Here is a 22,488-nt window from a genome sequence, read left to right on the forward strand (position 1 = left end):
GCCGGTTGCCCCTGACAACGCCGTCTTGCTCGGCAGCCGGTGATGCGCGCTCAAGGTCAACACCTGAGCTGGCTGCTACCGGGAAATCTGTCGCTTATGAGGTTGTGGTAGAGAAGTTGGAGATGAGCGCGGTGTTGGGCGCCCTTGAAGACGCCGAACGCAGGCATAGCGCATTAGGAGAAACCGCCATGGACGGCGGTTTCAGGTGAGACAGGCAGGGACGCCTGTCGCAACCGGCCTCAATGCGGTATGGCGGAGAGAGGGAAGTTGGCAAAGCCAACCGTCTGATAGGGCAAAGGCGCGGGTTGCCAGGGGCCGCGCCTTCGGCCCCTGGCTCGGTCGAAGCGTATGAGCTTCATGGCGCATCTCACCTTTATCGACCGAAAACTGCACAAATACGTTCAGAAAAACGCTAACTAACCAGGATTACCCGCATTGCGGGGCTTCTGGCTATTCATCCGACGTGCGATTAACGGCCGGCGACGGTGACAAAGCGCGTTTCCAGGTAGGATTCGATCGCTTCGCTGCCGCCTTCGGTGCCGTGGCCGGAGTCCTTCACGCCGCCAAACGGCGTTTCCGGCAGGCCGAAACCGATGTGGTTGATGCTCAGCATGCCGCTCTCCACGTCGCGCCCCAGCGCATTGACGGTGGCGATGTTGCGGCTGTAAGCGTAGGCGGCCAGCCCGTACGGCAGACGATTGGCTTCGGCGATCGCCTCGTCGTAGGTGGCGAACGGGCGCAGCAGGGCGACCGGGCCAAACGGCTCTTCCGACATGGCGCGCGCGCTCAGCGGCACGTCACGCAGCACCGTCGGCTCGAAGAAGTTGCCTTTGCCCGCCACGCGTTTGCCGCCGGTGCTGGCCTTCGCCCCGTGAGCGATAGCGTCTTGCACCAGCGCCTCGATATTGTCGACGCTGCGGCCCAGCACCATCGGCCCCATCGTCACGCCGTCTTCCAGCCCGTTGCCGAGCTTGAGTTCACGCACTGCGGCGGTGAATTTCTCCACGAAGGCTTCATAAACGCCTTGCTGGATCAGGAAGCGGGTCGGGGCGATACAGACCTGGCCGGCGTTGCGGAACTTGGATTGCGCCAGCTCTTTGGCCGCCGCGTCGAGATCGGCGTCGTCGAAGATCAGCACTGGCGCGTGGCCGCCCAGCTCCATGGTGGCCTTTTTCATATGCTGGCCGGCCAGCGCAGCCAGATGCTTGCCCACGCGGGTGGAGCCGGTGAAGGAGATCTTGCGAATGGTCGGATGCGGGATCAGGTATTCCGAGATTTCCGCCGGGGTGCCGTACACCAGCGCGATCACCCCGGCCGGAATGCCGGCGTCGGCGAAGGCTTTGATCAGCTCAGCCGGTGAGGCCGGCGTTTCTTCCGGGCCTTTGACGATGATTGAACAGCCCGCCGCCAGCGCGGCGGACAGCTTGCGCACGATCTGGTTGATCGGGAAGTTCCACGGCGTGAAGGCGGCCACCGGGCCGACCGGCAGTTTCAGGGTTTGCTGCTGCACGTCGCGAGCGCGGGACGGAATAATCTGCCCGTAGGTGCGGGTGGCTTCGCCGGCGAACCACTCGATCACGTCGGCGGCGTTGAGAATTTCGATTTTGGCCTGCGCCACCGGCTTACCCTGTTCCTGCGTCATGATGGCGGCGATGGCGTCGGCGCGTTCGCGCAGCAGCGCAGCGGCTTTGCGCATCAGGTTGGCGCGCTGGTGTGCGGCGGTGTTTCGCCAAACGTTAAACCCGCGTTCGGTGGCGGCCAGCGCCAGATCGAGATCCTCTGCGGCGGCGTGCGCCACTTGACCGATGATCTCGTCGGTAGCGGGGTTGGAGACCGGCAGGGTTTTTCCGGCCAGCGCGCTGCGCCATTGTCCATCGATATACAGTTGAGTATCCGGATACATTGTTGCCTCTTGTTTGCGGAGTGTCAGGGGCCGATGAGCTTCGCGATGCGGCCCGTCTGAAAGGGACAGGGACCTTAACCCTACGCCGAATGGCGCCGATCGTCCAGGCGAGGGGCACGAAAGGACCAGGGCGGCTACTCAACCGGCGATGTTTTGGCTATGCTGAGCAGATTGTCAGCACGGATGAGGAGGTCGGGTGCAAGGGGTTCCACAACAGTTTCCGTTCGAGAAGGACTGCGCGCAGTTCCGGCATTTGTCGCATCTGCCCGGCGTCGAACTCTATCAGGCGCATATCGAACGCTATGCCTTCGAGCCGCATACCCACGACGCCTTCGCCATCGGCACCGTGGACACCGGGGCCGAGCGTTTTCGCTATCGCGGGGCGCAGCACCTGGCGGCGCCGGGCGCGCTGGTGCTGATGAATCCTGACGAGCTGCATACCGGCGAAGCCGAAACGCCGGGCGGTTGGTGTTACCGCATGCTCTATCTGGCGCCCGAGGCGCTGGAGCAGCTGTCCGGCGATCGGAGCCAGTGGTTCACCGATGCGGTGCGCCACGATCCGCGGGCGGCGCAGCGCCTGTCCGCCATTCTCGCCGCGCTGTGGCAAACCGACGATCCGCTTACGCTCGACGGCCTGCTGTTGGAAGCGGTGGCGTTGCTGCAACCGCACATCCGCACCGGGCGCCGGGAGAAAGCCGAGGCGGCGCACCGTTTCGAGGTGGTGAAAAGCTACCTGCACGATAACTTCGCCGAGGCCATAACGCTCAACCAACTGGCCGAGCTGGTGTCGCTCAGCCCGTACCATTTCCTGCGCAAGTTCAAGGCCGAATATCACGTCTCGCCGCAGCAGATGCTGATGGCGATCCGGCTGTCGCAGGCCAAACGCATGCTGGAGCGCGGCATGCCCGCCGCACAGGTGGCGGTGGCGGCGGGGCTGACCGATCAGGCGCACCTGACGCGCGCCTTCGCCAACCGTTACGGCGTCACTCCAGTGCGTTTCCAGAAACAGGTGAAATTGGGCTAAAACAGCAACCTGCTACAATAATTCCTCCCCGCGTTTTCGTTACTCTGCCGCTGTCTTGTCGGGCGGGTTGGCCGCACCGGCCGTTTGTCGGAGTCGTTATGTTCATTGGCGTTGTGTTTGCCCTGGCCGCCGGGCTGATGTGGGGATTGATTTTCGTCGGTCCGTTGCTGGTGCCGGACTATCCCGCCGCGCTGCAGTCCACCGGGCGCTATCTGGCCTTCGGGCTGATCGCCTTGCCGCTGGCGTGGTTCGATCGCCGCCGCCTGCATAAGCTGCGGCGCCAGGATTGGTGGGAAGCGCTCAAGCTGACGGCTATCGGCAATCTGCTGTACTACCTGTGCCTGGCCAGCGCCATTCAGCGCACCGGTGCGCCGGTGTCGACCATGATCATCGGCACCTTGCCGGTCGTGATCGCCATTTGCGCCAATCTGTTTTACGGCCGGCACGACGGGCGCCTGGCCTGGGGCAAACTGGCGCCCGCACTGCTGTTGATCGTCTGTGGATTGGCGTGTGTGAACGTCGCCGAGCTGCGCGGCAATGCGGTGCCGATCGACGGCTGGCGCTATCTCAGCGGTCTTGGGCTGGCCGTGTTGGCGGTGGCGTGCTGGACCTGGTTCCCGCTGCGCAATTCACGCTGGCTGCGGGAGAATCCGACGCAGCGTCCGGCCACCTGGGCCACGGCCCAAGGGCTGGTGACGCTGCCGCTGGCGCTGCTGGGCTATCTGGCGGTCTGCGGTCAGTTGGCGCTGAGCGAGCCGGCGTTCGCCTTGCCGTTCGGCCCGCGCCCTGAGGTGTTTATCCCTCTGATGCTGATCATCGGCGTGTTCTGCTCCTGGCTGGGGGCGCTGTGCTGGAACGAAGCCAGCCAGCGGCTGCCGACGGTGTTGGTGGGGCCGCTCATCGTGTTCGAAATTCTGGCGGGGTTGGCGTATACCTTTCTGTTGCGCCAGGCCTGGCCGCCGCTGCTGACGCTGGCGGGCATCGTCTGTCTGATCGCCGGCGTGGTGTACGCCATGCGCATCAAACCGCAGCCAGTGGTGGTGGCGCTGGAGGACAAGCCGAGGTGACGCCCGCCGTGGCGGCGGGCGTGAGGGTTAACGCTTGCTGTGGTGAATGATCTCTTCGGCCACGTTGCGCGGCGCTTCGGCGTAGTGGCTGAATTCCATGGTGTAGGTGGCGCGGCCCTGCGACATCGAACGCAGGGTGGTCGAGTAGCCGAACATCTCGGACAGCGGCACCTTGGCGCGAATTTCCTTGCCGCCGCCGCCCGGGATATCTTCCATACCCTGCACCAGACCGCGGCGTGAGGAGAGATCGCCCATCACGTTGCCGGCATAATCCTCCGGCGTTTCTACTTCCACCGACATGATCGGCTCGAGGATCACCGGATCCGCCAGGCGGCAGGCGTCCTTGAAGCCGAAGATCGCCGCCATGCGGAACGCCTGTTCCGACGAGTCGACGTCATGGTAAGAACCGAAGGTCAGGTGCACCTTGACGTCCACCACCTGATAACCGGCCAGCACGCCGTTATTCAGCGCCTCGAGCACGCCTTTTTTCACCGCCGGGATAAACTCGCCGGGAATGACGCCGCCCTTGATCTCATCGAAGAACTCGAAGCCTTTGCCGGGTTCGTTCGGCTCGACGGTCAGCACCACGTGGCCGTATTGCCCTTTACCGCCGGATTGGCGCACGAACTTGCCTTCCACGTCGGCCACCCGTTTGCGGATGGTTTCGCGGTAAGACACCTGCGGTTTGCCGGTGGTGGTCTCCACCCCGAACTCGCGGCGCATGCGATCGACGATAATCTCCAGGTGCAGCTCGCCCATGCCGTAGATAATGGTTTGGCCGGATTCTTCATCGGTGCGCACGCGGAACGACGGATCTTCCGAAGAGAGCCGCTGCAGCGCGATGCCCATTTTCTCCTGATCGCCCTTGGTCTTCGGCTCGATCGCCTGGGCGATCACCGGTTCGGGGAAGGTCATGCGCTCCAGCGTAATGATGGCGCCGGGATCGCACAGCGTATCGCCGGTGGTGACGTCCTTCAGGCCGACGCAGGCGGCAATGTCGCCGGCGTGCAGTTCGTCGATGTCCTTACGATCGTTGGCGTGCATCTGCACGATGCGGCCGATACGCTCCTTTTTGCCCTTGATTGGGTTATAAACGCTGCTGCCTTTGGCCAGCACCCCGGAATAGACGCGCACGAAGGTGAGTTGGCCGACGAACGGGTCGGTCATCAGCTTAAACGCCAGCGCCGAGAATTTTTCGTTGTCGTCGGCTTTGCGAGTGATGATTTCATCGTGTTCGCCGTGGCCCTCCATCGGCGGCACGTCGAGCGGCGAGGGCATCAGCTCGATCACCGCGTCCAGCATGCGCTGCACGCCTTTGTTGCGGAACGCCGATCCGCACAGCATCGGTTGGATTTCGCCGGCGACGGTGCGCACCCGCAGCCCGTGAACGATCTCCTCTTCGCTCAGCGGCACCTGATTGAGGTATTTCTCCATCAGTTCTTCCGACGCTTCGGCGGCCGCTTCAATCATGTTTTCACGCCACTCCTGCGCCGATTCGCGCAGGTCGGCCGGGATCTCTTCGAAGCTGAAGTTCATGCCCTGCGAGGCTTCGTCCCACAGAATGGCTTTCATCCGCACCAGATCCACCACGCCGCTGAAGCGGTCTTCGGCGCCGATAGGAATAACGATCGGCACCGGGTTGGCTTTGAGGCGTTCGATCATCATTTTGCGCACGCGGAAAAAGTCCGCGCCGATGCGGTCCATCTTGTTGACGAACGCCAGCCGCGGCACTTTGTATTTGTTGGCCTGGCGCCAGACGGTTTCCGACTGCGGCTGGACGCCGCCCACCGAGTCATAGACCATGACGGCGCCGTCCAGCACGCGCATTGAGCGCTCCACTTCAATGGTGAAATCGACGTGCCCGGGGGTGTCGATGATATTGATGCGGTGCTGCGGATAATTATGCTGCATGCCGTTCCAGAAGCAGGTGGTGGCCGCCGAGGTGATGGTGATGCCGCGCTCTTGTTCCTGCGCCATCCAGTCCATGGTCGCCGCGCCGTCATGCACTTCGCCCAGCTTGTGGCTGACCCCGGTGTAAAACAGAATCCGCTCGGTGGTGGTGGTCTTGCCGGCATCGATATGCGCGGAGATGCCGATATTGCGGTAACGTTCGATAGGGGTGGTGCGAGCCATAATCAACCTTTCTTAGCCGCGTGAAAGAGAGCGGCTTAAACAGCATGGATAATGATGATAATCCTCATAGGGTTATCCGCCGGATCGCAGAGCCTTGCTCTGGTCACAAACTAATCGTAGTTGAAGGCGTTGGTTTTTTTAAGCGATGGTTGTGATAGATGAAAGTTTGCACGCACAACGGCGCCGGCGCAGAAAAGGGCGAAAAAAAGGCCCGTAACGGGCCTATTGTCGTAGGGCGCATTCGCCGCTTATTTGCGTCCCAGCAGGAAGCCGAAAACGATGCCGACTGCCGCCGCAACGGCCACGCCGGCCAGCGGGTTGGCTTCCACCTGCGTTCTTACGCTGTCCGCTGCGTCACGGGCGGCATAGCTGGCCTGGGAGGCGTACTTGCGCGCCGCGCCGCGCACCTGATGCTCCGGCGAATCGACGGCTTTACCGAACGCTTCTTCTACCGCGCCTGCGGCTTCATTGGCTTTGTCTTCCGCTTTACCAAACATGCTGCTCTCCTGTTCCTTGTGGGTTAACGAACTCTAAGCCTAGCAGGTGAACGGCGTTTTTTGCAGCATTCTGTGCGTTATAAGATCAATCCGAGCAAAGAAAAGTCTTTCCATACGCACGACGTCGGCTTCACCCGCGCATTTTTTTATGTTCTATTGGCTAGCGGTTTAACCGAGTATCGTTACCCTTTGACCGATTCGTTGAGTTGAAAGGACTCCCCATGTCAGTACTGCGTATTCTGGCGCTGCTCGCCGCGACCGCCGCCGCGTTGCCCGCCCAGGCCAAACCTGCGGCTCACGGCGCGGCGCCCGAGAACGGCGTTCGTTGGCAATCTTGTCTCAACAGCGGCTTTCAGCGTTGGTTCGATGAAGCGCCGCAGGCGGGGCTGCGCTGCGGCTACCTCGACGTGCCGTTGGTTTACGCTACGCCTCCCGCCCATTCGGCGCAGGCGGGGGAACCGACCGTGCGTCTGGCGCTGACCCTGCTGCCCGCCACCGGGCCGAAAAAGGGCAGCGTCGTGGTGATCAGCGGCGGGCCGGGCCTGCCGGGGATCAATCCTTATCTCGGCAACGACGCCCACGTCGCCAAACTGCGTAAATCCTACGACATCATCGGTTACGATCCGCGCGGCGTCGGTCAATCGACGCCAAAAATTTCCTGCCAGGTGGCCGAAGGTGACGAACTCCCTGAACCGGACGACAACGACGTGGCCGGCGCGGAGAACCAGACGCGCACCCTGATCGCCGCCTGCATCAAACAGACCGGCGCGGACGTGCTGCAACACATCGGCACCGACGAGGCGGTCAACGATCTGAACGCGATCCGCCATGCGCTGGGCGAACCGGGGCTGACGGCGGTGGCGTACTCTTACGGCACCAAGGTGGCGGCGCTGTATGCCGAACGTTTTCCGAAGAAAACGCGCGCGCTGGTGCTGGACGGGGTGGTGGATCTGGCGGAGGACGATTTCACCCAGCGCATGAATCAGGAGCGAGGCTTCCAGCAAAGTTTCCTGCGTTTCGCCGCCTATTGCGGAAAAACCGACAGCTGCCAGCTTGGCGGCGGCGCCAATCAGGCGCTTCAGCGTTATCATGCTTTGCTGCGCAAGCTGCATGAGCAGCCGTTCGTCACTGCGGCGGGCTATGAGATCTCCGCCGACGATGTGCTGACGGTGACGCGTTCGCTGCTGTTGTGGCCGGAGCGCTGGCATGAACTGGCCACCGTACTGCGTCAGCTCGATGCCGGCATCGCCGGGCAACAGGTTTCCGATCTGATCGACGAAAGCTATTCTCCGGATGCCGATGATGCCCTGAACGTCATCACCTGCGCCGACGTCGCCAACCCAACGGCCGATCCGCAGCTGTTGCGCAGGCAGCGGCAGGAGATCAATACCGCCGCTTTATATGCCCACTATCTGCCGCTGCACGAGTATCCGCTGGAAATGTGCGATCTGTGGCCGTACCGCGGCAAAGATCGGCCGCACATGCCGGTGGCGTCCGCCGCGCTGCCGCCGCTGCTGTTTGTCGCCCAGCGCTACGATCCAACCACGCCGTACCGCAATGCCCAGGTGATGGCCTCGGCCTTTAAAAGCCCGCTGATCACCCGCGAACGCGACGGACATACGTTGGCGCTGAACGGCATCGACAGCTGCGTCGACGAAAGCGTGGTGGAGTATCTGCTGGCGCCGAAAAAGCCGCGCCGCGACAAGGTTTGCCGCTGAGGAGGCCGGGGCAGCCCGGCCACAAGAGAGTTAGCCGGCGAAAATATGCGCCTGGCCCATCACGTTGAGAGTGACCTGAGCACCGGGCCGCAGGCCTTCGCGGCTGACGGTTTTGATCTCGAGCTGCGCGCCGTCGGCGGCCATTTGCAGATTGAGGGTGGAGACGAAGCCGGCGAAATCGATGCCGGTGATCACCGCCTGGCCGCGCTGCGCCGGATCGGACAAACCGATTTGAATCTGCTCCGGACGCAGCATGATGCGCGCCGAGCCGCTGCGTTGGCGATCGTCGACGGCGATGCGCCCCAATGCGCAATCGGCCCAGCCGTGCGCCAGCTCGGCGGTCAGCACCAGCGTTTCGCCAAGGAAGCTGGCGGTCGGCTCATCGACCGGCCGCAGATAGAGATCTTGCGGCGCGCCCACCTGCGCCAGCCGGCCGTTGCGCATCACCGCTACCTGATCGGCGAATGACAGCGCTTCGCTCTGATCGTGGGTGACCAGAATCGACGCCACCTTGGCCTCCGTCAGCAGTTCGGCGACCGCTTTGCGGGTGGCGGCGCGCAGGCCGGTATCCAGCGCCGAGAACGGTTCGTCCAGCAGCATCAGCCGGGGTTGCTGCGACAGGGCACGCGCCAGCGCGACCCGTTGTTGCTGCCCGCCGGACAACTCGTGCGGCCACAGCGCGGCCAGACGGCGATCCAGCGCCACCATCTCCATCAGCGCCTCGATGCGCCGCTGTTTCTCACACTTGCTGCCTTTAAGGCCAAAACCGATGTTGCCGGCGACGGTAAAGTGCGGGAACAGCGCGCCATCCTGCGGGACGAAGCCGATGCCGCGCAGATGCGCCGGCACCCAGCCGCCGCCGTTGCCCATGGCTTGCCCCTGCAGCAGAATTTGTCCGCCGTCGGGGATTTCAAAACCGGCGATGATGCGCAGCAGGGTGGTTTTGCCGGAGCCGGAAGGGCCGACGATCGCCGTGCGGCTGCCGGCGGCAACCTGCAGGTCGATGTGTTCCAGCACCCTGATGGCATTGTAAGATTTTCCGATACCGTGCAGTTCGAGCGTGCTCATAGTCCCGCCGTACGTTTAGATTGAGAGTAAAGAAGCCAGGTGAGCGGCAGCGACAGCGCCACCATAATCAGCGCATAAGGCGCGGCGGCGACATAGTCTATCTCGCTGGTCAGCGCCCAGAAACCGGTGGCCAGCGTACGGGTGCCGTTCGGCGCCAGCAGCAGCGTGGCGGTCAATTCATTGGCGATCGCCAGGAACACCAGCGCGGCGCCCGCGGCGGCGCCCGGTGCCGCCAGCCGCAACGTGGTGCTCCACAGCGCCTGCGCCGGCGACTTGCCCAGGCTGCGCGCCACGTTTTCCAACTCCACCGGCGCCTGCGCGATGCCGGCGCGCAGGTTGATCAACGCTCGCGGCATAAACATCAGCAGATACGCCAGCAGCAGGGTGATCTCGGTTTGGTAAATCGGCCGGAAGCTGTGAATGGTGATGGTCACCAGCGCCAGCGCCACCACGATGCCGGGCAGCGAACTGGTCACGTAATTGCAGCCTTCCAGCACCCGGTACAGGCGGGCCGGATAGCGCACCGACAGCCAGGCCATCGGAATGGCGCACAGCGTAATCAGCAGCGCGCCAGAGGCGGACAGCGACAGCGTTTGCCACAGCGCGGGCCACAGATCGGCGTTGCGCCATACGTCGAGGCCGCCCAGCCATAGCCAGCGGGCCAGGGTGATGAAAGGCACGCCCAGCGCCAGCGCGGTCAGCGCGATCGGCAGCAGCAGCGCCAGCGCGGCGAGCGGCGCTGACAGGCGACGCGGCGTTTGGCTGCGGGCGCTGCCGGAGCCGACGCGGGCATAGCGCGCGCGGCCGCGGCTTATGGCCTCAAGCAACAGCAGCCCCAGGCAGCACAGCACCAATACGCCGGCCAGCATGTTGGCCGCCGGACCGTTGAAGGTCGACTGGAACTGATCGAAGATGGCGGTGGTGAAGGTATCGAAACGGATCATGGCGTACAGGCCATACTCCGCCAGCAGGTGCAGCGCGATCAGCAGCGAACCGCCCCAGACCGCCAGCTTCAGCTGCGGCAACACCACACGGAAAAACACCGCCGGCGGCCGGGAGCCGAGCGAGGTGGCGACGTCTTCGATACCGGGATCCAGACGGCGCAAGACCGCGGCGGCCGGCAGGTAGATAAACGGAAAATAGGCGAGCACCGAGATGAAAACGCCGGCGCCCAGGCCGTGCATCGACGGCACCAGACTGATCCAGGCATAGCTTTGCACAAAGGCCGGCACCGCCAGCGGCGCGGTCGCCAATACCGCCCAGAGACGGCGGCCCGGCAGCGTGGTGCGTTCGGTCAACCAGGCCAGGGCCACCCCCAGCACGGCACAGATCGGCAGCGTCAGCACCACCAACAGCAGGGTATTCAACAGCAGCTCCGCCACGCGCGGGCGGAAAACCAGAGCTTTGACCGTTTGCCAGCCGGTTTCAAACGCTACGCCGATAACGAATCCCAGCGGCAGCAGCGCCAGCAACGACAGCAACACGGCGCAGGTCACCACGATCGGCCCCGGCCGCGGGTGACGAGGGATAGTGGAATAACGCCGCGCGGTCTGCGCGGCGTGGGTACTCAGGTTTGACATAACGATCAAAAACTCTCGGTTTGCCGGCGGGCCTTACAGCAGGCCGGCCTCGGTCATCAGTTCGACAACTTTCTTACTGTTCAACTGCGCGGCGTCTACCTTCGGCGCGTCCAGATCTTTCAGCGGCACCAGTTTCGGGTTGGAGGCCGCACCGACGCCGACGGCGTATTCGAAGGCATTGTTGGTGCGCAGGATCTCCTGGCCCTGTTTGCCGGTGATCCACTTGATGAACGCCTGCGCCTGCTGCTGATGCTTGCTGGAAGCCAGCACGCCGCCGCCGGAGATGCTGACGAATGCGCCCGGATCCTGATGTTTGAAGTAATACAGCTTGATGTTTTTGCTGTTCTCGCCGGTTTTAGCGCCGTCGACGAACGGGTAGTAATGATAGATCACGCCGCTGTCGATCTGGCCGGCATTGACCGCTTTCATCACCGTGCTGTTGCCTTTATAGGCGGTAAAGTTGGTTTTCATCGCTTTCAGCCAGTCCAGCGTTGCTTTCTCGCCTTTCAGCGCCAGCAGCGCGCTGACGATCGCCTGGAAATCGGCGCCCGATGGCGAAGCGGCCCAGCGGCCTTTCCATTCCGGCTTGGCCAGATCCAGCAGCGACTTCGGCAACTGCGCGTCGGTCAGTTTGGCCGGGTTATAGACGAATACGGTAGAGCGGGCGGCGATGCCGATCCAGCGGCCGTGGCTTGGGCGATATTGTGGCTCTACCTGGGCCAGCGTGGCGGCGTCGAGCGGGGCGAACAGCTTGGCGTTATCCACCAACACCATCGCCGGGGAGTTTTCCGTCAGGAACACGTCGGCAGGCGAGGCGCTGCCTTCCTGCACCAGCTGATTGCCCAGTTCGCTGTCGCCGCCGTTGCGCAGCGTGACTTTGATGCCGGTGTCTTTGGTAAAACCGTCGACCCAGGATTTCACCAGATTTTCGTGCTGGGCGTTGTAAATAACGATGCCCTGGTCGGCGGGGGCCGCCTGAGCGCCGAAGGCCAGCATCATCGAGGAGGCGAGCAGGGCCACGGGGCCGAGGGATGAAATACGCAGCTTCATGCAGTTATCCTTTTTAGCGTTCGAATGAGGAAAACGAATATCGCCTGGCAAGCGCAAGCAGCCCGATTTTAGCCAAGAACATCCATAATGATAGTGAAAACGATTCGTATTAAATTATTTTTGACGATCGCTCACAAAATGAATTGCCCTAAGGATAAGTTAAGTTTCGGCTGGAATAATCTGTTTTGATTGTCTGAATAGAATTGGGGCGCGTTACCTCACAGTGAGCGGCCACCTGCCATCGCAGGCAGCCGCCCGTCAGGCTTGCTTCTTGTCACGCCAGCACAAACTCACCGTTGCCAACGCCGAAGAACTGCCCGTTGATGCTGCTCGCCCACTGCGGCGGATGAACCAAAGAGGCCAGCACCCGGCCATTCTCCAGCAGCGTCAGGACGATCGAACCGGGGTTGATGGCCAATTGTAGGGTTAACGGAACGCCGATCAGATTTTCGGCATCGGGTACGGTGCCTTGCAAATAAATCGTCGGGATGTTGATGTTACCGTCTGAGCCAGTGCCGGTGGCCTGGCCGACAAAACGCACCGATGTACCGTTTGATGGGGCATTGGGACCAATATTGGCAGGCTGCGCGGAAATTTGCACGGTCTCCGCATGTGGCGCGCAGCCACACCCACAGCCACAGCCCTGGAAGCTGAAGTAGCCGCAGATATTTTGTTGGCACCCGCATCCACACAAGGATTGCGGATGCACTTGCTGGTTGAACGCCGGTTTCAATTGCGGATGTTGGTTGAGCAGCGCCTGACGGCTCTGCACTTCCGCGTTATAAGCGTCACGTGATTGTTTATTCAATGCGTTAGCCTGTTCAGGCGTAATATCTTGCAGTGAAGGCATATGTAAACCCCTATGATTTTTGCTGAGTTAGTCTGAAATGCATATCACGCTGAATCCGGTTAGCCACCAGACAGGTAATTGCATCTGAATGGAAATAGTTATTGCCGTCGGCAGAAGAACGGTATGGCAACCAAACCGTTACATCCTATCCTTTCGGCACGCGTTTATATATTTGGATTTGTCTTCTGGTAATTATTTCTTATTAAATCATTCGCCAGTTATTGGTTTGATAACCAACGGCGGCCTCGTGTTAGTCTCGAAGCCATTTAAAGGTAGTTAGGTGTCACGGAGATATCAAGTGGGTTTCCTACTGTTATTTTTACATTGAAAAGCAACTTATTTGGCATGTCCATTATTTTGATTTTAACCTTTTTCGTAACCGATTAATTAATATAGGGTAAGTGAGGGTGTTTTTTAATTAATTGATTCTTATGAAGTTAAACTGTAGTTATCTTTTTTTGTGAATATTCTTAATATATTCATTGAGGTAACGGGTAAACGCGGGTTTGCATTTGACTTATATCAGTTCTTTGTCGAATCTGTAATGGTTATTAACCTGTTTCAATATTGACGACTTGTTATCCACTGGCGATCTTTTTCTTCAGTCTTTTCATGTCGTTCTTCAGCGTTTCGCACAGGCATTAATAACACGGGCCGCCAACGCGAATTAAGAATTATATTCACCAAAAAATAGTGAGAGAGGTGTCTATGTCTAATGGACCGTTTTATACCAATCCGATCGTGGTTATCGATGTAGCTAATGATTGCGTGCATGTGGAGATGGCGATCGATGGAGGACTATACGAAAACGTATTTCCGTTATCGGTAGCGGCTAATGAACCCTATCCGAAATTGCTGGTGAATCTGGCGATCCAGGCGCAAGCGAGCGGTAAATCATTAATGGTGTGGGGGGAGCCCGGCCCAGAACCGGTTAAAGGCCTGCCGCTGTTTGGTATCACGACCGTGAACATCAAGTAGGGGACGGCAACGCGCATTGTGTTGAAAGCGGGAAGCGCGGTGAGGGATATTCCTTTGATAATGAAAGAAATTCAACACCGCTTTTGGTTATGACTCATAGCGATTAATGATTTAATTTATTCCACTGCCACATTGCATATTGAACGCGATAAAACACTCATCAGGGATATCGACGTGAAATATTCATTCAATGGCAAGAAACTGGCTGGTTTAATCCTCCTGGCTTTAAACGCGACGGCAGCTCAGGCTGCCGACGTACCGGCGGGCGCTAAACTGGCGCCGGTACAGGAATTGGTGCGCGCCAACGGGTATGAACCGGCGACGCTGGATCCGAACCTGGCCGAGAGCAATGTGGAGTTCTACATCTTCAACGATTTGTTCGAAGGTTTGCTGCGCGTCGGGAAAGACGGCGAAGCGATCCCGGCGCTGGCGCAGAAATGGGAGCACCAGGGCAACGTCTGGATTTTCCATCTGCGGCCGCAGGCCAAATGGTCGAACGGCGATCCGGTGACCGCCGACGATTTCGTTTACAGCTGGCGGCGCCTCACCGATCCGAAAACCGCGTCGCCGTACGGCAGCTATCTGGCCTCGGCCTATGTGCTGAATGCGGCGGCGATCAACGCCGGCAGCAAACCGCCGAGCGAGCTGGGCGTTAAAGCGCTGGACGCGAACACCTTGCAGGTGACGCTGTCTGAGCCCAACGCCTACCTGCTCAAACAACTGGTGCATTTTCCGGTTCTGCCGGTCAACCGCAAGGTGGTTGAGCAATACGGCAAAAACTGGACTCAACCGGCGCATTTTGTCGGCAACGGCGCGTTTCGTCTCAGCGAGTGGGTGGTGAACGAAAAAGTGGTGGTGGAACGCAATCCGCTGTATTGGGATAACGCCAACACCGTGCTCAACAAGGTGACCTTCCTGCCGATCCAGGGGTTCCCGGAGGTGGCGCGTTTCCGCGCCGGCGAGGTGGAGTTGGGCTATACCACGCCGCCGGAACTGTATCAGCAGCTGAAAAAAACGCTCGGGGATCAACAGCTGGTGACCTATCCGCTGCTCTCCACCAGCTATTTCGCCTTCAACAACCGCCAGACGCCGTTTAACGACGTGCGGGTGCGCCAGGCGCTGAACCTGGCGCTGGACAAAGAGATCATCGCCGGCAAGGTGCTGGGATACGGCCAGCAGCCGGCCTGGACCTTTACCCCAACGGGGGCGGGCGGCTATCGCCTGCAGGCCGGCGCCGCGGCCGGTTTGACGCCGGAACAACGCCACGCCCAGGCGAAACAGTTGTTGGCGGAGGCCGGTTTCAACGCCGAGAATCCGCTGCGCTTTACCGTGTTGTACAGCAATGACGCCACCATCAAGAAGATCGTCATCGCCGCCGCCGCCATGTGGAAAAAGAACCTCGGGGTGGAGGCCGGCTTGCAAAGCCAGGAGCGCAAAGTGACGCTGGATAATATCAACCGCGGCCAGTACAGCGTAGCCTTTACCCGCTGGCTGGCGGATTACGACGATCCTTCTACCTTCCTGAATGTGTTCCGCGCCGACAGCAGCGAGAACAGCCCCAAATACCGTAACCCGGAATACGATCGCATTCTGCATCAGGCGACGGCGGCGCCGACACCGCAGCAGGTGCAGCAGTATTTCCAGCAGGCCGAGGCGGTGCTGGCCGTCGATACGCCGGTCGCGCCGGTGTACTACGAAGCCAACGCCACGCTCATCAAACCCTACGTCAAGGGGATCGACTTCACCCGACAGGGCGCCCTATACGATAAAAACGTCTACATTCTCGCGCACTGATAAATAAAAAAACGGCTGATTTATATCAGCCGTTTTTATAGATTCGCGTTTAATAAAAATATCCTAAATACTCCATAAACGACGGGCAATCTTTTCTTCCCGCCGGATAAAACAACGCCTATACTGCGCCGGTAGTTTATATGCAGTATCTCGTTTGGCGAGGCTCCTATACAAACACAGGTTACTGATCTGACGACATCGAGAGATGCCCAAGGTTAAGACAGGCTTTATCGGATTAAGGTTCAGCCCAAAGTAACTTCCGAGCAACAATTCGGATACGTTGTATAGTGCTAAAACCTGGACGCGGAGATAGGCAGTCTGCACTCCCTCTGTGGTTACGCCCCTATGCGATTCGCTGTTGAAGTTCACAACAGAAATAGGGACTGACAAAATGATCAAGTCACATCAATACTCTTCTTCTCCGGCGCTGCGCGCGACTGAAACTCTCGATGAAACTTCGGTCGCCGGTTATATGAACGCCGATTTTATTACCGTTCCCGCGACGATGACGGTCACGCATGCCCGGGAATATTTACTTTCACAGCTAAAAACGGACGAAATTCCCACCCGGGTCTTTATTACCGCAGACGATTATCATTTGCGCGGCACGCTGTCGGTGAAAAAACTGCTGCAGTGCGAAGAACAGGATAAAGCGGTCGGCGTAATGATGGATTACAGCTATTTCCAGGTTTCACCCGACGACGATCGCAACGACGTGGCGCATCTGCTGGGCAAAGGCGGTTTGGACGTGGTGCCGGTCGTGGCGAACAACACGCTGGTCGGCGTGCTGGGCGAGCGCGAGATCGCTCGGCTGGTCGAAGATGAAAACACCGAAGACGCGCAGCGTCAGGGCGCGAGCCTGCCGCTGGACAAGCCTTATCTGGAGACCAGCCCGTGGGCGCTGTGGCGCAAACGCTCGGTGTGGCTGCTGATGCTGTTCGTGGCCGAAGCATACACCGGCAACGTGCTGAAAGCGTTTGAAGATCAGCTCGAAGCGGCGATTGCGCTGGCGTTCTTCATCCCGCTGCTGATCGGCACCGGCGGCAACAGCGGTACCCAGATCACCTCGACGCTGGTGCGCGCCATGGCGCTGGGCGAGGTCAGCCTGCGCAATCTGGGCGCGGTGATCCGCAAAGAGGTCACGACCTCGCTGCTGATCGCCGTCACCATTGGTCTGGCGGCCTGGGTGCGCGCCTGGATCATGGGCGTCGGCATGGAGGTGACGCTGGTGGTCAGCCTGTCGCTGGTGGCGATCACCGTATGGAGCGCCATTGTTTCGTCGATCATCCCGATGCTGCTGAAACGGCTCGGTATCGATCCGGCGGTGGTGTCGGCGCCGTTTATCGCCACCTTTATCGACGGCACCGGCCTGATTATCTATTTCAAAATTGCCCAGCACGTCCTGGGAATTTAAACGGGTCCCGCGCTTGAAAGTGCGGGAATGTTGAAAAAAAGAGGAGGACGTTAAAAAACCATGGACACCGACCAACCCCGATATTTAACGCAAGGGGATTTTATCGATAACATTTAACCTGAGGACAAAACAATGGGAAACATGACTATTTTTATGGGATTCCTGGCAATGATCAGCTCACTGGGCCTGTTGGCGGCCTATATGAGCACCAAATGGGATGATTGATGAACGCTAAAGATCCGCCTAGATGCATCCTCCCCGTAACCGCTATTTATTATGGGGAGGATTTAGCGGCGCGCTGAACGCGCGGCCTGATACGGGAGTTGATAATAATGACGATTCTTATTCTGGGATTGCTCTATGCCATTTTAATGATTTCGGTGGGGGTGAATGAGATTTATTTTTATTCCACCGGAAAATCCAATTTTCTTACTAGCCTCATGCTGACTTTCTCTGGCAGTATGCTGCTGATCGCCTTTGTCTGGCAATTATCCTCTAAAGTAAAAAAATAAATCACCGTCCGAATGTGAGCAGCATAATGCAAAATGAAAAACAGGCCGTGGCCAGAAACTCGATGATCGCCAGCGGGTTGCTGGCCACGGGCAAATTCGTCGCCGGCATTTTTACCGGCAGTATTGGCCTGATATCCGAAGGGATCCACTCTTTCACCGATTTTATCGCCACCAGCATCACCTGGCTGGCGGTGCGCATCAGCGATAAACCCGCCGATGACGATCACCACTTCGGCCACGGCAAGGTGGAAAACCTGGCGGCGCTGTTCGAGGTGTTGCTGTTGCTCGGCGCCGCCGGTTGGATCGTCTACGAGGCGGGCGGCAGCCTGCTTGGACAACCGCATGAGATAGTCGCGGCGCCGGTGGTGATCGCGGTGCTGCTGATTTCCATCTGCGTCGATTTTTTCCGCGTGCGGGCGCTCAGCCGCGTCGCCAAGGCGACCGACAGCGCGGCGCTGGAGGCGGATGCGCTGCATTTCTTCTCCGACATGCTTTCGTCCGGCGTGGTGCTGCTGGGCATGGTGTTTGTGCTGCTGGGCTTTGGCCGTGCGGACGCCATCGCCGCGCTGATCGTCGCCGGTTTTATCTTTGTCGCGGCAATCAAACTGGGTAAACGTTCCTTCGACTCGCTGATGGATGCAGCGCCCGCCGGGGCCACCGAGGCGATTCGCGCCACGCTGGACAGCTTCCCGGCGGTGCTGGCCTGCGACAGCGTGCGTATTCGCAACGCCGGCGCCGTACTGTTTGTCGAGATCACGGTGGCGGTGTGCCGCACCTTGCCGCTGGAGCGCATCGATGCGTTGAAGCGAGAAATCGTCGAACGGCTGCGGCAGCAGTATGCCAAGGCGGAGTTTACCGTCATCGCGGTGCCGCAGACCCGCAGCGACGAAGACATGGCGACGCGCATTCGGGCGATCGCCGCCAATCACGGCGCGCAGGTGCAGAACGTCACCTTGCAGCAGTTGCCGACGCACATGGCGATCGGCATGGATCTGGCGGTGCCGGCCAACGCCAGCGTGGCGCAGGCGCATGATATCGCCACGGAGATAGAAGGGATCCTGCGTCAGGCGATCGGCGAGGACACCGAGATAGAGACCCATCTGGAGCCGCAGACGCCGCACTGGCTGGCCAGCGAGGATGTTTCCGCCGCCGAGCTGGCCGATATCCGGCTGATTTTGCAGTCGGCGCTGGAGCAGGGGGATAAGGTGCAAGACGTGCACAACATCCGGGCGCGCAGAACCGACGGCGGCATCATCGTCAACTTCCACTGCCGGGTGTCGCCGGCGGTAACCATCGCCGCCGCGCACGATGCGGTCGATCGGGTCGAGCGGCGGCTGCGCGCGCTTTATCCGGCCATCTCACGCGCGATAGGGCACGTCGAGCCGATCAAGCCCGGCGTTTGAATCAGCTCGGCCAATTGCGGATAGAGCGCCGCGTTGGCCAGCAGCAGCGGGTTGCCGCGCCGCAGCCCGTTGTGATGCATAAAGTCATTCGCCACGCCGCCGGCTTCGCGCGTCAGCACCAGCCCAGGCAGGCTGTCCCAGGCATTCATGTGCGGTTCGTAATAGCCCAGCAGCCGACCGGCGGCCACCTGGGCGGTCATCAACGCGCCGGAGCCGCTGCGCACAAACATGCCGCCCGCCTGCAGCAGGCGACAGAGAAAACCGCTGAATTCCGCCGCCGAGGCGCGAGGTGATATCCCGACGCCCATCACGCCCTCCGCGACGCTGCGCCCGGCATGCACGCCGATCGGTTCCCCGTTGAGGAAAGCGCCTTGGCCGCGGCAGGCGCGGAACATCTCGCGGTGATTGGGATCGTAAACCACGCCGATCGTCGGCTCACCGTCGATCACCACGCTTATCGCGATACACCAGGTATGCAGCCCGTTCAGGAAGCAGGCGGTGCCGTCGATCGGATCGACGACCCAAAGGCAGGCCGCGCTATCGTTGGTGCCGCCGCTCTCTTCGCCGAGAAACCCATCCAGGGGAAACCGCCGGTTAATCATGCGGCGGATCAGCGCCTCGACGCGGCGGTCGGCCTCGCTGACCACGTCCTGCAGGCCCTGTTTAAACTCGACGGCCAGGCTTTGCCGGCGTTGGTAAAAGCTGAAGGCGAGATCGGCGGCGGCGCGGGCGATCTCACGCGCGAAGCGGTAGCGCGCCTCGATGTCCCGTGGGGAAAGTAACGTCATGGCAGGCTCGATAACAAAGAACGAATCGATTTACTCTGCCATAAAAGAATGAACGTAATATGTCGTTCAACGCGGCGGATAATAAAAACGTAGCAGTATCAGGGCGTCGTGGGCTGAAAGCGGTTCGGTCTTGGCCCCGGCCGGTATTACCGAGCGCCAAAACGCCAGCCCGCGCGGATTATCCTGGCTGACTGACAGCGACCAACCGCCGGGATGCCGCGCGAACAAGGCGCGGGCAGCCCGTTGCCCCATCCCGTTGCGTCGCCATTCGGGCTTGATGTAGAACTCCGCCATTTCGACGGTGGCGCTATCGAGACGCCTGACCAACGCGAACCCGACCGTTTGCCGATCGCTCAACATCAAATAGGGGTAGCGGCCGGCCTCGCGCCAGTAGAGCGGCAAATAGGGGTAATCCCCATCGACGCCCAGCTCGCGAAGGCAATCGGACAGCATGGCCGCCAGCAGCGGCCGCTGCGCGAGTGAGGCTTGCTCAAGGGAAAATGCCATGTCGCACTCCGTCAAAAAACAGGCCGCCGGATGGCGGCCTGTCAAGGTTAGCCCAGATGCAACCGGGCGGTGATGTCGGCAATCTCGCGGCGCCAGCGCGCCTGAAGCTCCGGTTTTTGATGCTTCGGTTTACGCGCCAGGTCGGCCTCCAGTTTGTTTTCGAGGGCAAACATGGCGGTCAGCAACGCCTCTTCGCCTTCCAACTGCGGGTTTGGCGTCGGGGCGTCTGCGTTGGCCTCGTGCGCCGTCGGCAGCGCCGGCGTTTCACCCGCCAGACGCTGGTACACCGGCGCCAGATCGTGCCACTCCTCCAGTTTTTGTTGGTCTATCAGCCAAAAGCGGTTGCAGCTCTGTTCGATCAGCATCCGATCGTGGGTGACCAGCATGACGGCGCCAGGGAACTGACGCAGCGTTTCCGCCAGCTCCTCTTTGCCCGCCATATCCAGGTGGTTGGTGGGCTCGTCCAGCAGCAGCAACGAATGGTTGGCCAGCGTCAGGCCGACAAACAGCAGCCGTGAACGCTCGCCGCCGCTCAACGAACGGATCTGCTGATGGTGGCGCAGGTAAGGGAACCCGGCGCCGATCAGCGCCATTTTCCGCTGTTCCTCGGTCAGCGGCGCAAACTGCGCCAGCGCTTCGCTCAACGTGTCTTCATCGCGCAGCTGTTGCAGGCTCTGATCGTAATAGCCGATACGCACGCGCGGATGGAACAGCGCCGGGCGCTGCGTTTGTTGCTGATACTCGCGCCACAGCAGGCGCAACAGCGACGATTTTCCGCAGCCGTTGCGCCCGACGATGGCGATGCGATCGCCGCTTTTCACGCGCAGATGTTCCAGGCTGAACAGCACCGGCGCATCCGGCGCCGGGCGCACCGCCCAGTGCGGCAGCGCCAGCAGGCGATCGGCGTCCAGCGCTTCTCCCTGCAGCCGCAGCCGCCATGGACTGCCGGCGGTCAGGGTGGTCTGTTCTTCCTTCAACCGATCGACGCGCTTCTCCATTTGCTTGGCCTTGCGCGCCAGATCTTCGTTGTCGTAGACCTTGCCCCAGGTCGCCAGGCGCTTGGCGCTTTTTTCCACCCGGTCGATTTCCTTTTGCTCGGCGTGGCGCCGCTGTTCGTCCGCGGCGTCCTGTTCCGCCAGCGCGGTGCGCGCCGCAGAGCAGGGCAAACGGAAGAACTGCAGCGTTTTGTCGCGCAGGATCCAGGTGCAGTTGGTTACCTGGTCGAGCAGGTAGCGATCGTGCGACACCAGCACGAAGCTGCCGGTCCAGTTACGCAAGAACTGTTCCAGCCACAGCAGCGTGGGCAGGTCCAGGTGGTTGCTGGGTTCGTCGAGCAGCAGCAGATCGGGCTGGCGGATCAGCGCGCGCGCCAACAGCAGCCGCGTATGCTGGCCGCCGCTGAGGGTGCCGGCGGTCAGCATCCAGCTCGCCGGTTCAAACCCCAGCTCGGCCAGTAGCGCTTCGCAGCGCCAGCGTTCGCTGAGGTGTTGGCCCGCAGGCAGCCGCGCCAGAACCGCATCCAGCAGGGTGCTGGCGTGCAGTTCCGGCGGCAGGTGCTGCTCGATGCGCGCCATCAGACATTGATGTGACAATGTCACCGTTCCGGTGTGCGCAGGCAGGTCGCCGCTGAGAATTTGCAGCAGGGTGCTTTTGCCGCAGCCGTTATCGCCGATCAAACCGATGCGGTCGCCTTTTTTCAGGCTGAAGGAAATCTCGCTCAGCAGGACGCCGAACGCGTTGTCGTAACCGACAGATTGTGCAGACAGTAATGTGCTCATTGCTTACTCAAGAGTTACAGGCATAACAATGCCTATCGTCAAACATTGCTGACGATAACCCGGTAAGCCGGAGGGAAGATCCTGGATTTTAGTAAGCTTCGCTCAAGCTGGGTTATCGCAGCGCGATACCGGTAATGCTTGAGCGGCGACGATTACCAAAGAAGTGTGAGTGAAAAACCAATTCACACGTCAGCATAGTAAGTCTCCTTTTATTGGTTGCAGGTTAATCGGTGGCTGGATTATAGAGCGCTTCATGCCGTATCGCCAGTGTAAAAGCGCCTGAGTAATCAGCAAGCTAAGGCGAGCGCGGGCGCGTGGCACACAATGGGAATAATTACTGTATTTCGGCCGACATTAAGCAGCTATTATAATTAGCGTTTATGGTTAAGCGACGGTTCATCCGCCGCCTGTTCGTCTGTCTATC

The 22,488-nt window shown here is 60.3% G+C and carries 19 protein-coding genes and 1 riboswitch; of the genes, 9 read left to right on the forward strand and 10 right to left on the reverse strand.

What is annotated here, in order from left to right; all coding sequences use genetic code 11:
• Positions 1 to 469: 469 nt before the first annotated feature.
• Positions 470 to 1,903 carry an NAD-dependent succinate-semialdehyde dehydrogenase gene (locus ACJ8M3_RS05230; RefSeq protein ID WP_089197092.1) on the reverse strand — a complete coding sequence of 478 codons (1,434 nt, stop codon included), beginning with the start codon at positions 1,901 to 1,903 and terminating at the stop codon, positions 470 to 472.
• Positions 1,904 to 2,099: 196 nt separating this feature from the next.
• Here ACJ8M3_RS05230 and ACJ8M3_RS05235 point away from each other — a divergent pair, with 196 nt between their 5' ends.
• Both ACJ8M3_RS05235 and ACJ8M3_RS05240 read left to right on the forward strand, forming a co-directional pair.
• Positions 2,100 to 2,927: an AraC family transcriptional regulator gene (locus tag ACJ8M3_RS05235; protein WP_342205676.1), complete on the forward strand. Its 828-nt coding sequence runs from the start codon at positions 2,100 to 2,102 to the stop codon at positions 2,925 to 2,927.
• 98 nt (positions 2,928 to 3,025) lie between these two features.
• A complete protein-coding gene (locus tag ACJ8M3_RS05240; RefSeq protein WP_197759818.1) occupies positions 3,026 to 3,994 on the forward strand; it encodes a DMT family transporter in 969 nt (322 codons plus the stop codon).
• 27 nt (positions 3,995 to 4,021) lie between these two features.
• Here ACJ8M3_RS05240 and fusA read toward each other — a convergent pair whose 3' ends face one another.
• On the reverse strand, positions 4,022 to 6,127 hold the full coding sequence (gene fusA, locus ACJ8M3_RS05245) for an elongation factor G (protein WP_033643170.1): 2,106 nt from the start codon (positions 6,125 to 6,127) through the stop codon (positions 4,022 to 4,024).
• Between the two features lie 248 nt (positions 6,128 to 6,375).
• A complete protein-coding gene (locus ACJ8M3_RS05250) occupies positions 6,376 to 6,624 on the reverse strand; it encodes a glycine zipper domain-containing protein (RefSeq protein WP_004938127.1) in 249 nt (82 codons plus the stop codon).
• Between the two features lie 221 nt (positions 6,625 to 6,845).
• Here ACJ8M3_RS05250 and ACJ8M3_RS05255 point away from each other — a divergent pair, with 221 nt between their 5' ends.
• Positions 6,846 to 8,342 carry an alpha/beta hydrolase gene (locus ACJ8M3_RS05255; RefSeq protein ID WP_033643169.1) on the forward strand — a complete coding sequence of 499 codons (1,497 nt, stop codon included), beginning with the start codon at positions 6,846 to 6,848 and terminating at the stop codon, positions 8,340 to 8,342.
• A 30-nt stretch (positions 8,343 to 8,372) separates the two neighbouring features.
• On the opposite strand, the gene ACJ8M3_RS05260 is transcribed toward ACJ8M3_RS05255, so the two are convergent.
• From ACJ8M3_RS05260 to ACJ8M3_RS05275, 4 genes are all read right to left on the reverse strand, one after another.
• Positions 8,373 to 9,410 (reverse strand): ABC transporter ATP-binding protein, encoded by a 1,038-nt coding sequence (locus ACJ8M3_RS05260; RefSeq protein ID WP_197788243.1) that lies wholly within the window; start codon positions 9,408 to 9,410, stop codon positions 8,373 to 8,375.
• Positions 9,407 to 10,990, reverse strand: a complete 1,584-nt coding sequence (locus ACJ8M3_RS05265) for an ABC transporter permease (protein WP_116286820.1) — start codon at positions 10,988 to 10,990, stop codon at positions 9,407 to 9,409. Before ACJ8M3_RS05265 ends, ACJ8M3_RS05260 begins: the two co-directional genes overlap by 4 nt.
• 33 nt (positions 10,991 to 11,023) lie before the next feature.
• Complete coding sequence (locus ACJ8M3_RS05270) at positions 11,024 to 12,040, reverse strand: iron ABC transporter substrate-binding protein (RefSeq protein WP_033650336.1); 1,017 nt, start codon at positions 12,038 to 12,040, stop codon at positions 11,024 to 11,026.
• A gap of 274 nt (positions 12,041 to 12,314) precedes the next feature.
• A complete protein-coding gene (locus ACJ8M3_RS05275; RefSeq protein ID WP_033643163.1) occupies positions 12,315 to 12,890 on the reverse strand; it encodes a hypothetical protein in 576 nt (191 codons plus the stop codon).
• 708 nt (positions 12,891 to 13,598) lie between these two features.
• Here ACJ8M3_RS05275 and ACJ8M3_RS05280 point away from each other — a divergent pair.
• The 6 genes from ACJ8M3_RS05280 (at position 13,599) to ACJ8M3_RS05305 (ending at position 18,991) form a co-directional block, all read left to right on the forward strand.
• Entirely contained in the window at positions 13,599 to 13,868 is a 270-nt protein-coding gene (locus ACJ8M3_RS05280) for a hypothetical protein (RefSeq protein ID WP_033643162.1), read from the forward strand.
• A gap of 174 nt (positions 13,869 to 14,042) precedes the next feature.
• Positions 14,043 to 15,662 (forward strand): ABC transporter substrate-binding protein, encoded by a 1,620-nt coding sequence (locus ACJ8M3_RS05285; protein ID WP_089197695.1) that lies wholly within the window; start codon positions 14,043 to 14,045, stop codon positions 15,660 to 15,662.
• Between the two features lie 142 nt (positions 15,663 to 15,804).
• A riboswitch (M-box (ykoK) riboswitch) is annotated at positions 15,805 to 15,978 on the forward strand.
• Positions 15,979 to 16,053: 75 nt separating this feature from the next.
• Positions 16,054 to 17,076, forward strand: coding sequence for a magnesium transporter (locus ACJ8M3_RS05290; RefSeq protein ID WP_033643160.1), 1,023 nt, complete (start codon positions 16,054 to 16,056; stop codon positions 17,074 to 17,076).
• A 141-nt stretch (positions 17,077 to 17,217) separates the two neighbouring features.
• Positions 17,218 to 17,301, forward strand: coding sequence for a protein MgtS (mgtS, locus tag ACJ8M3_RS05295; RefSeq protein ID WP_369803928.1), 84 nt, complete (start codon positions 17,218 to 17,220; stop codon positions 17,299 to 17,301).
• A 107-nt stretch (positions 17,302 to 17,408) separates the two neighbouring features.
• The gene (locus ACJ8M3_RS05300) at positions 17,409 to 17,588 is read left to right on the forward strand and encodes a hypothetical protein (protein WP_004938106.1); all 180 of its coding nucleotides are present in this window, start codon (positions 17,409 to 17,411) and stop codon (positions 17,586 to 17,588) included.
• A 26-nt stretch (positions 17,589 to 17,614) separates the two neighbouring features.
• Positions 17,615 to 18,991: a cation diffusion facilitator family transporter gene (locus ACJ8M3_RS05305; RefSeq protein ID WP_033643159.1), complete on the forward strand. Its 1,377-nt coding sequence runs from the start codon at positions 17,615 to 17,617 to the stop codon at positions 18,989 to 18,991.
• On the opposite strand, the gene ACJ8M3_RS05310 is transcribed toward ACJ8M3_RS05305, so the two are convergent.
• The 3 genes from ACJ8M3_RS05310 to ACJ8M3_RS05320 form a co-directional block, all read right to left on the reverse strand.
• Complete coding sequence (locus tag ACJ8M3_RS05310; protein WP_089197087.1) at positions 18,934 to 19,779, reverse strand: inositol monophosphatase family protein; 846 nt, start codon at positions 19,777 to 19,779, stop codon at positions 18,934 to 18,936. The genes ACJ8M3_RS05305 and ACJ8M3_RS05310 overlap by 58 nt on opposite strands.
• A 66-nt stretch (positions 19,780 to 19,845) precedes the next feature.
• A complete protein-coding gene (locus ACJ8M3_RS05315) occupies positions 19,846 to 20,286 on the reverse strand; it encodes a GNAT family N-acetyltransferase (RefSeq protein ID WP_196018335.1) in 441 nt (146 codons plus the stop codon).
• A gap of 47 nt (positions 20,287 to 20,333) precedes the next feature.
• Positions 20,334 to 22,064, reverse strand: a complete 1,731-nt coding sequence (locus tag ACJ8M3_RS05320; RefSeq protein WP_442514617.1) for an ABC-F family ATP-binding cassette domain-containing protein — start codon at positions 22,062 to 22,064, stop codon at positions 20,334 to 20,336.
• Positions 22,065 to 22,488 lie beyond the last annotated feature (424 nt).

The sequence above is a fragment of the Serratia sp. CY55921 genome, from assembly GCF_052167655.1.
Classification (GTDB): Bacteria; Pseudomonadota; Gammaproteobacteria; order Enterobacterales; family Enterobacteriaceae; genus Serratia; species Serratia ureilytica.

Coding starts and splice junctions, on each gene's coding strand:
- ACJ8M3_RS05230 (WP_089197092.1), bottom strand. CDS start 1,903: ATGTATCCGGATACTCAACTGTATATCGATGGACAATGGCGCAGCGCG.
- ACJ8M3_RS05240 (WP_197759818.1), top strand. CDS start 3,026: ATGTTCATTGGCGTTGTGTTTGCCCTGGCCGCCGGGCTGATGTGGGGA.
- fusA (WP_033643170.1), bottom strand. CDS start 6,127: ATGGCTCGCACCACCCCTATCGAACGTTACCGCAATATCGGCATCTCC.
- ACJ8M3_RS05250 (WP_004938127.1), bottom strand. CDS start 6,624: ATGTTTGGTAAAGCGGAAGACAAAGCCAATGAAGCCGCAGGCGCGGTA.
- ACJ8M3_RS05255 (WP_033643169.1), top strand. CDS start 6,846: ATGTCAGTACTGCGTATTCTGGCGCTGCTCGCCGCGACCGCCGCCGCG.
- ACJ8M3_RS05260 (WP_197788243.1), bottom strand. CDS start 9,410: ATGAGCACGCTCGAACTGCACGGTATCGGAAAATCTTACAATGCCATC.
- ACJ8M3_RS05265 (WP_116286820.1), bottom strand. CDS start 10,990: ATGTCAAACCTGAGTACCCACGCCGCGCAGACCGCGCGGCGTTATTCC.
- ACJ8M3_RS05270 (WP_033650336.1), bottom strand. CDS start 12,040: ATGAAGCTGCGTATTTCATCCCTCGGCCCCGTGGCCCTGCTCGCCTCC.
- ACJ8M3_RS05275 (WP_033643163.1), bottom strand. CDS start 12,890: ATGCCTTCACTGCAAGATATTACGCCTGAACAGGCTAACGCATTGAAT.
- ACJ8M3_RS05280 (WP_033643162.1), top strand. CDS start 13,599: ATGTCTAATGGACCGTTTTATACCAATCCGATCGTGGTTATCGATGTA.
- ACJ8M3_RS05290 (WP_033643160.1), top strand. CDS start 16,054: ATGATCAAGTCACATCAATACTCTTCTTCTCCGGCGCTGCGCGCGACT.
- mgtS (WP_369803928.1), top strand. CDS start 17,218: ATGACTATTTTTATGGGATTCCTGGCAATGATCAGCTCACTGGGCCTG.
- ACJ8M3_RS05300 (WP_004938106.1), top strand. CDS start 17,409: ATGACGATTCTTATTCTGGGATTGCTCTATGCCATTTTAATGATTTCG.
- ACJ8M3_RS05305 (WP_033643159.1), top strand. CDS start 17,615: ATGCAAAATGAAAAACAGGCCGTGGCCAGAAACTCGATGATCGCCAGC.
- ACJ8M3_RS05310 (WP_089197087.1), bottom strand. CDS start 19,779: ATGACGTTACTTTCCCCACGGGACATCGAGGCGCGCTACCGCTTCGCG.
- ACJ8M3_RS05315 (WP_196018335.1), bottom strand. CDS start 20,286: ATGGCATTTTCCCTTGAGCAAGCCTCACTCGCGCAGCGGCCGCTGCTG.
- ACJ8M3_RS05320 (WP_442514617.1), bottom strand. CDS start 22,064: ATGAGCACATTACTGTCTGCACAATCTGTCGGTTACGACAACGCGTTC.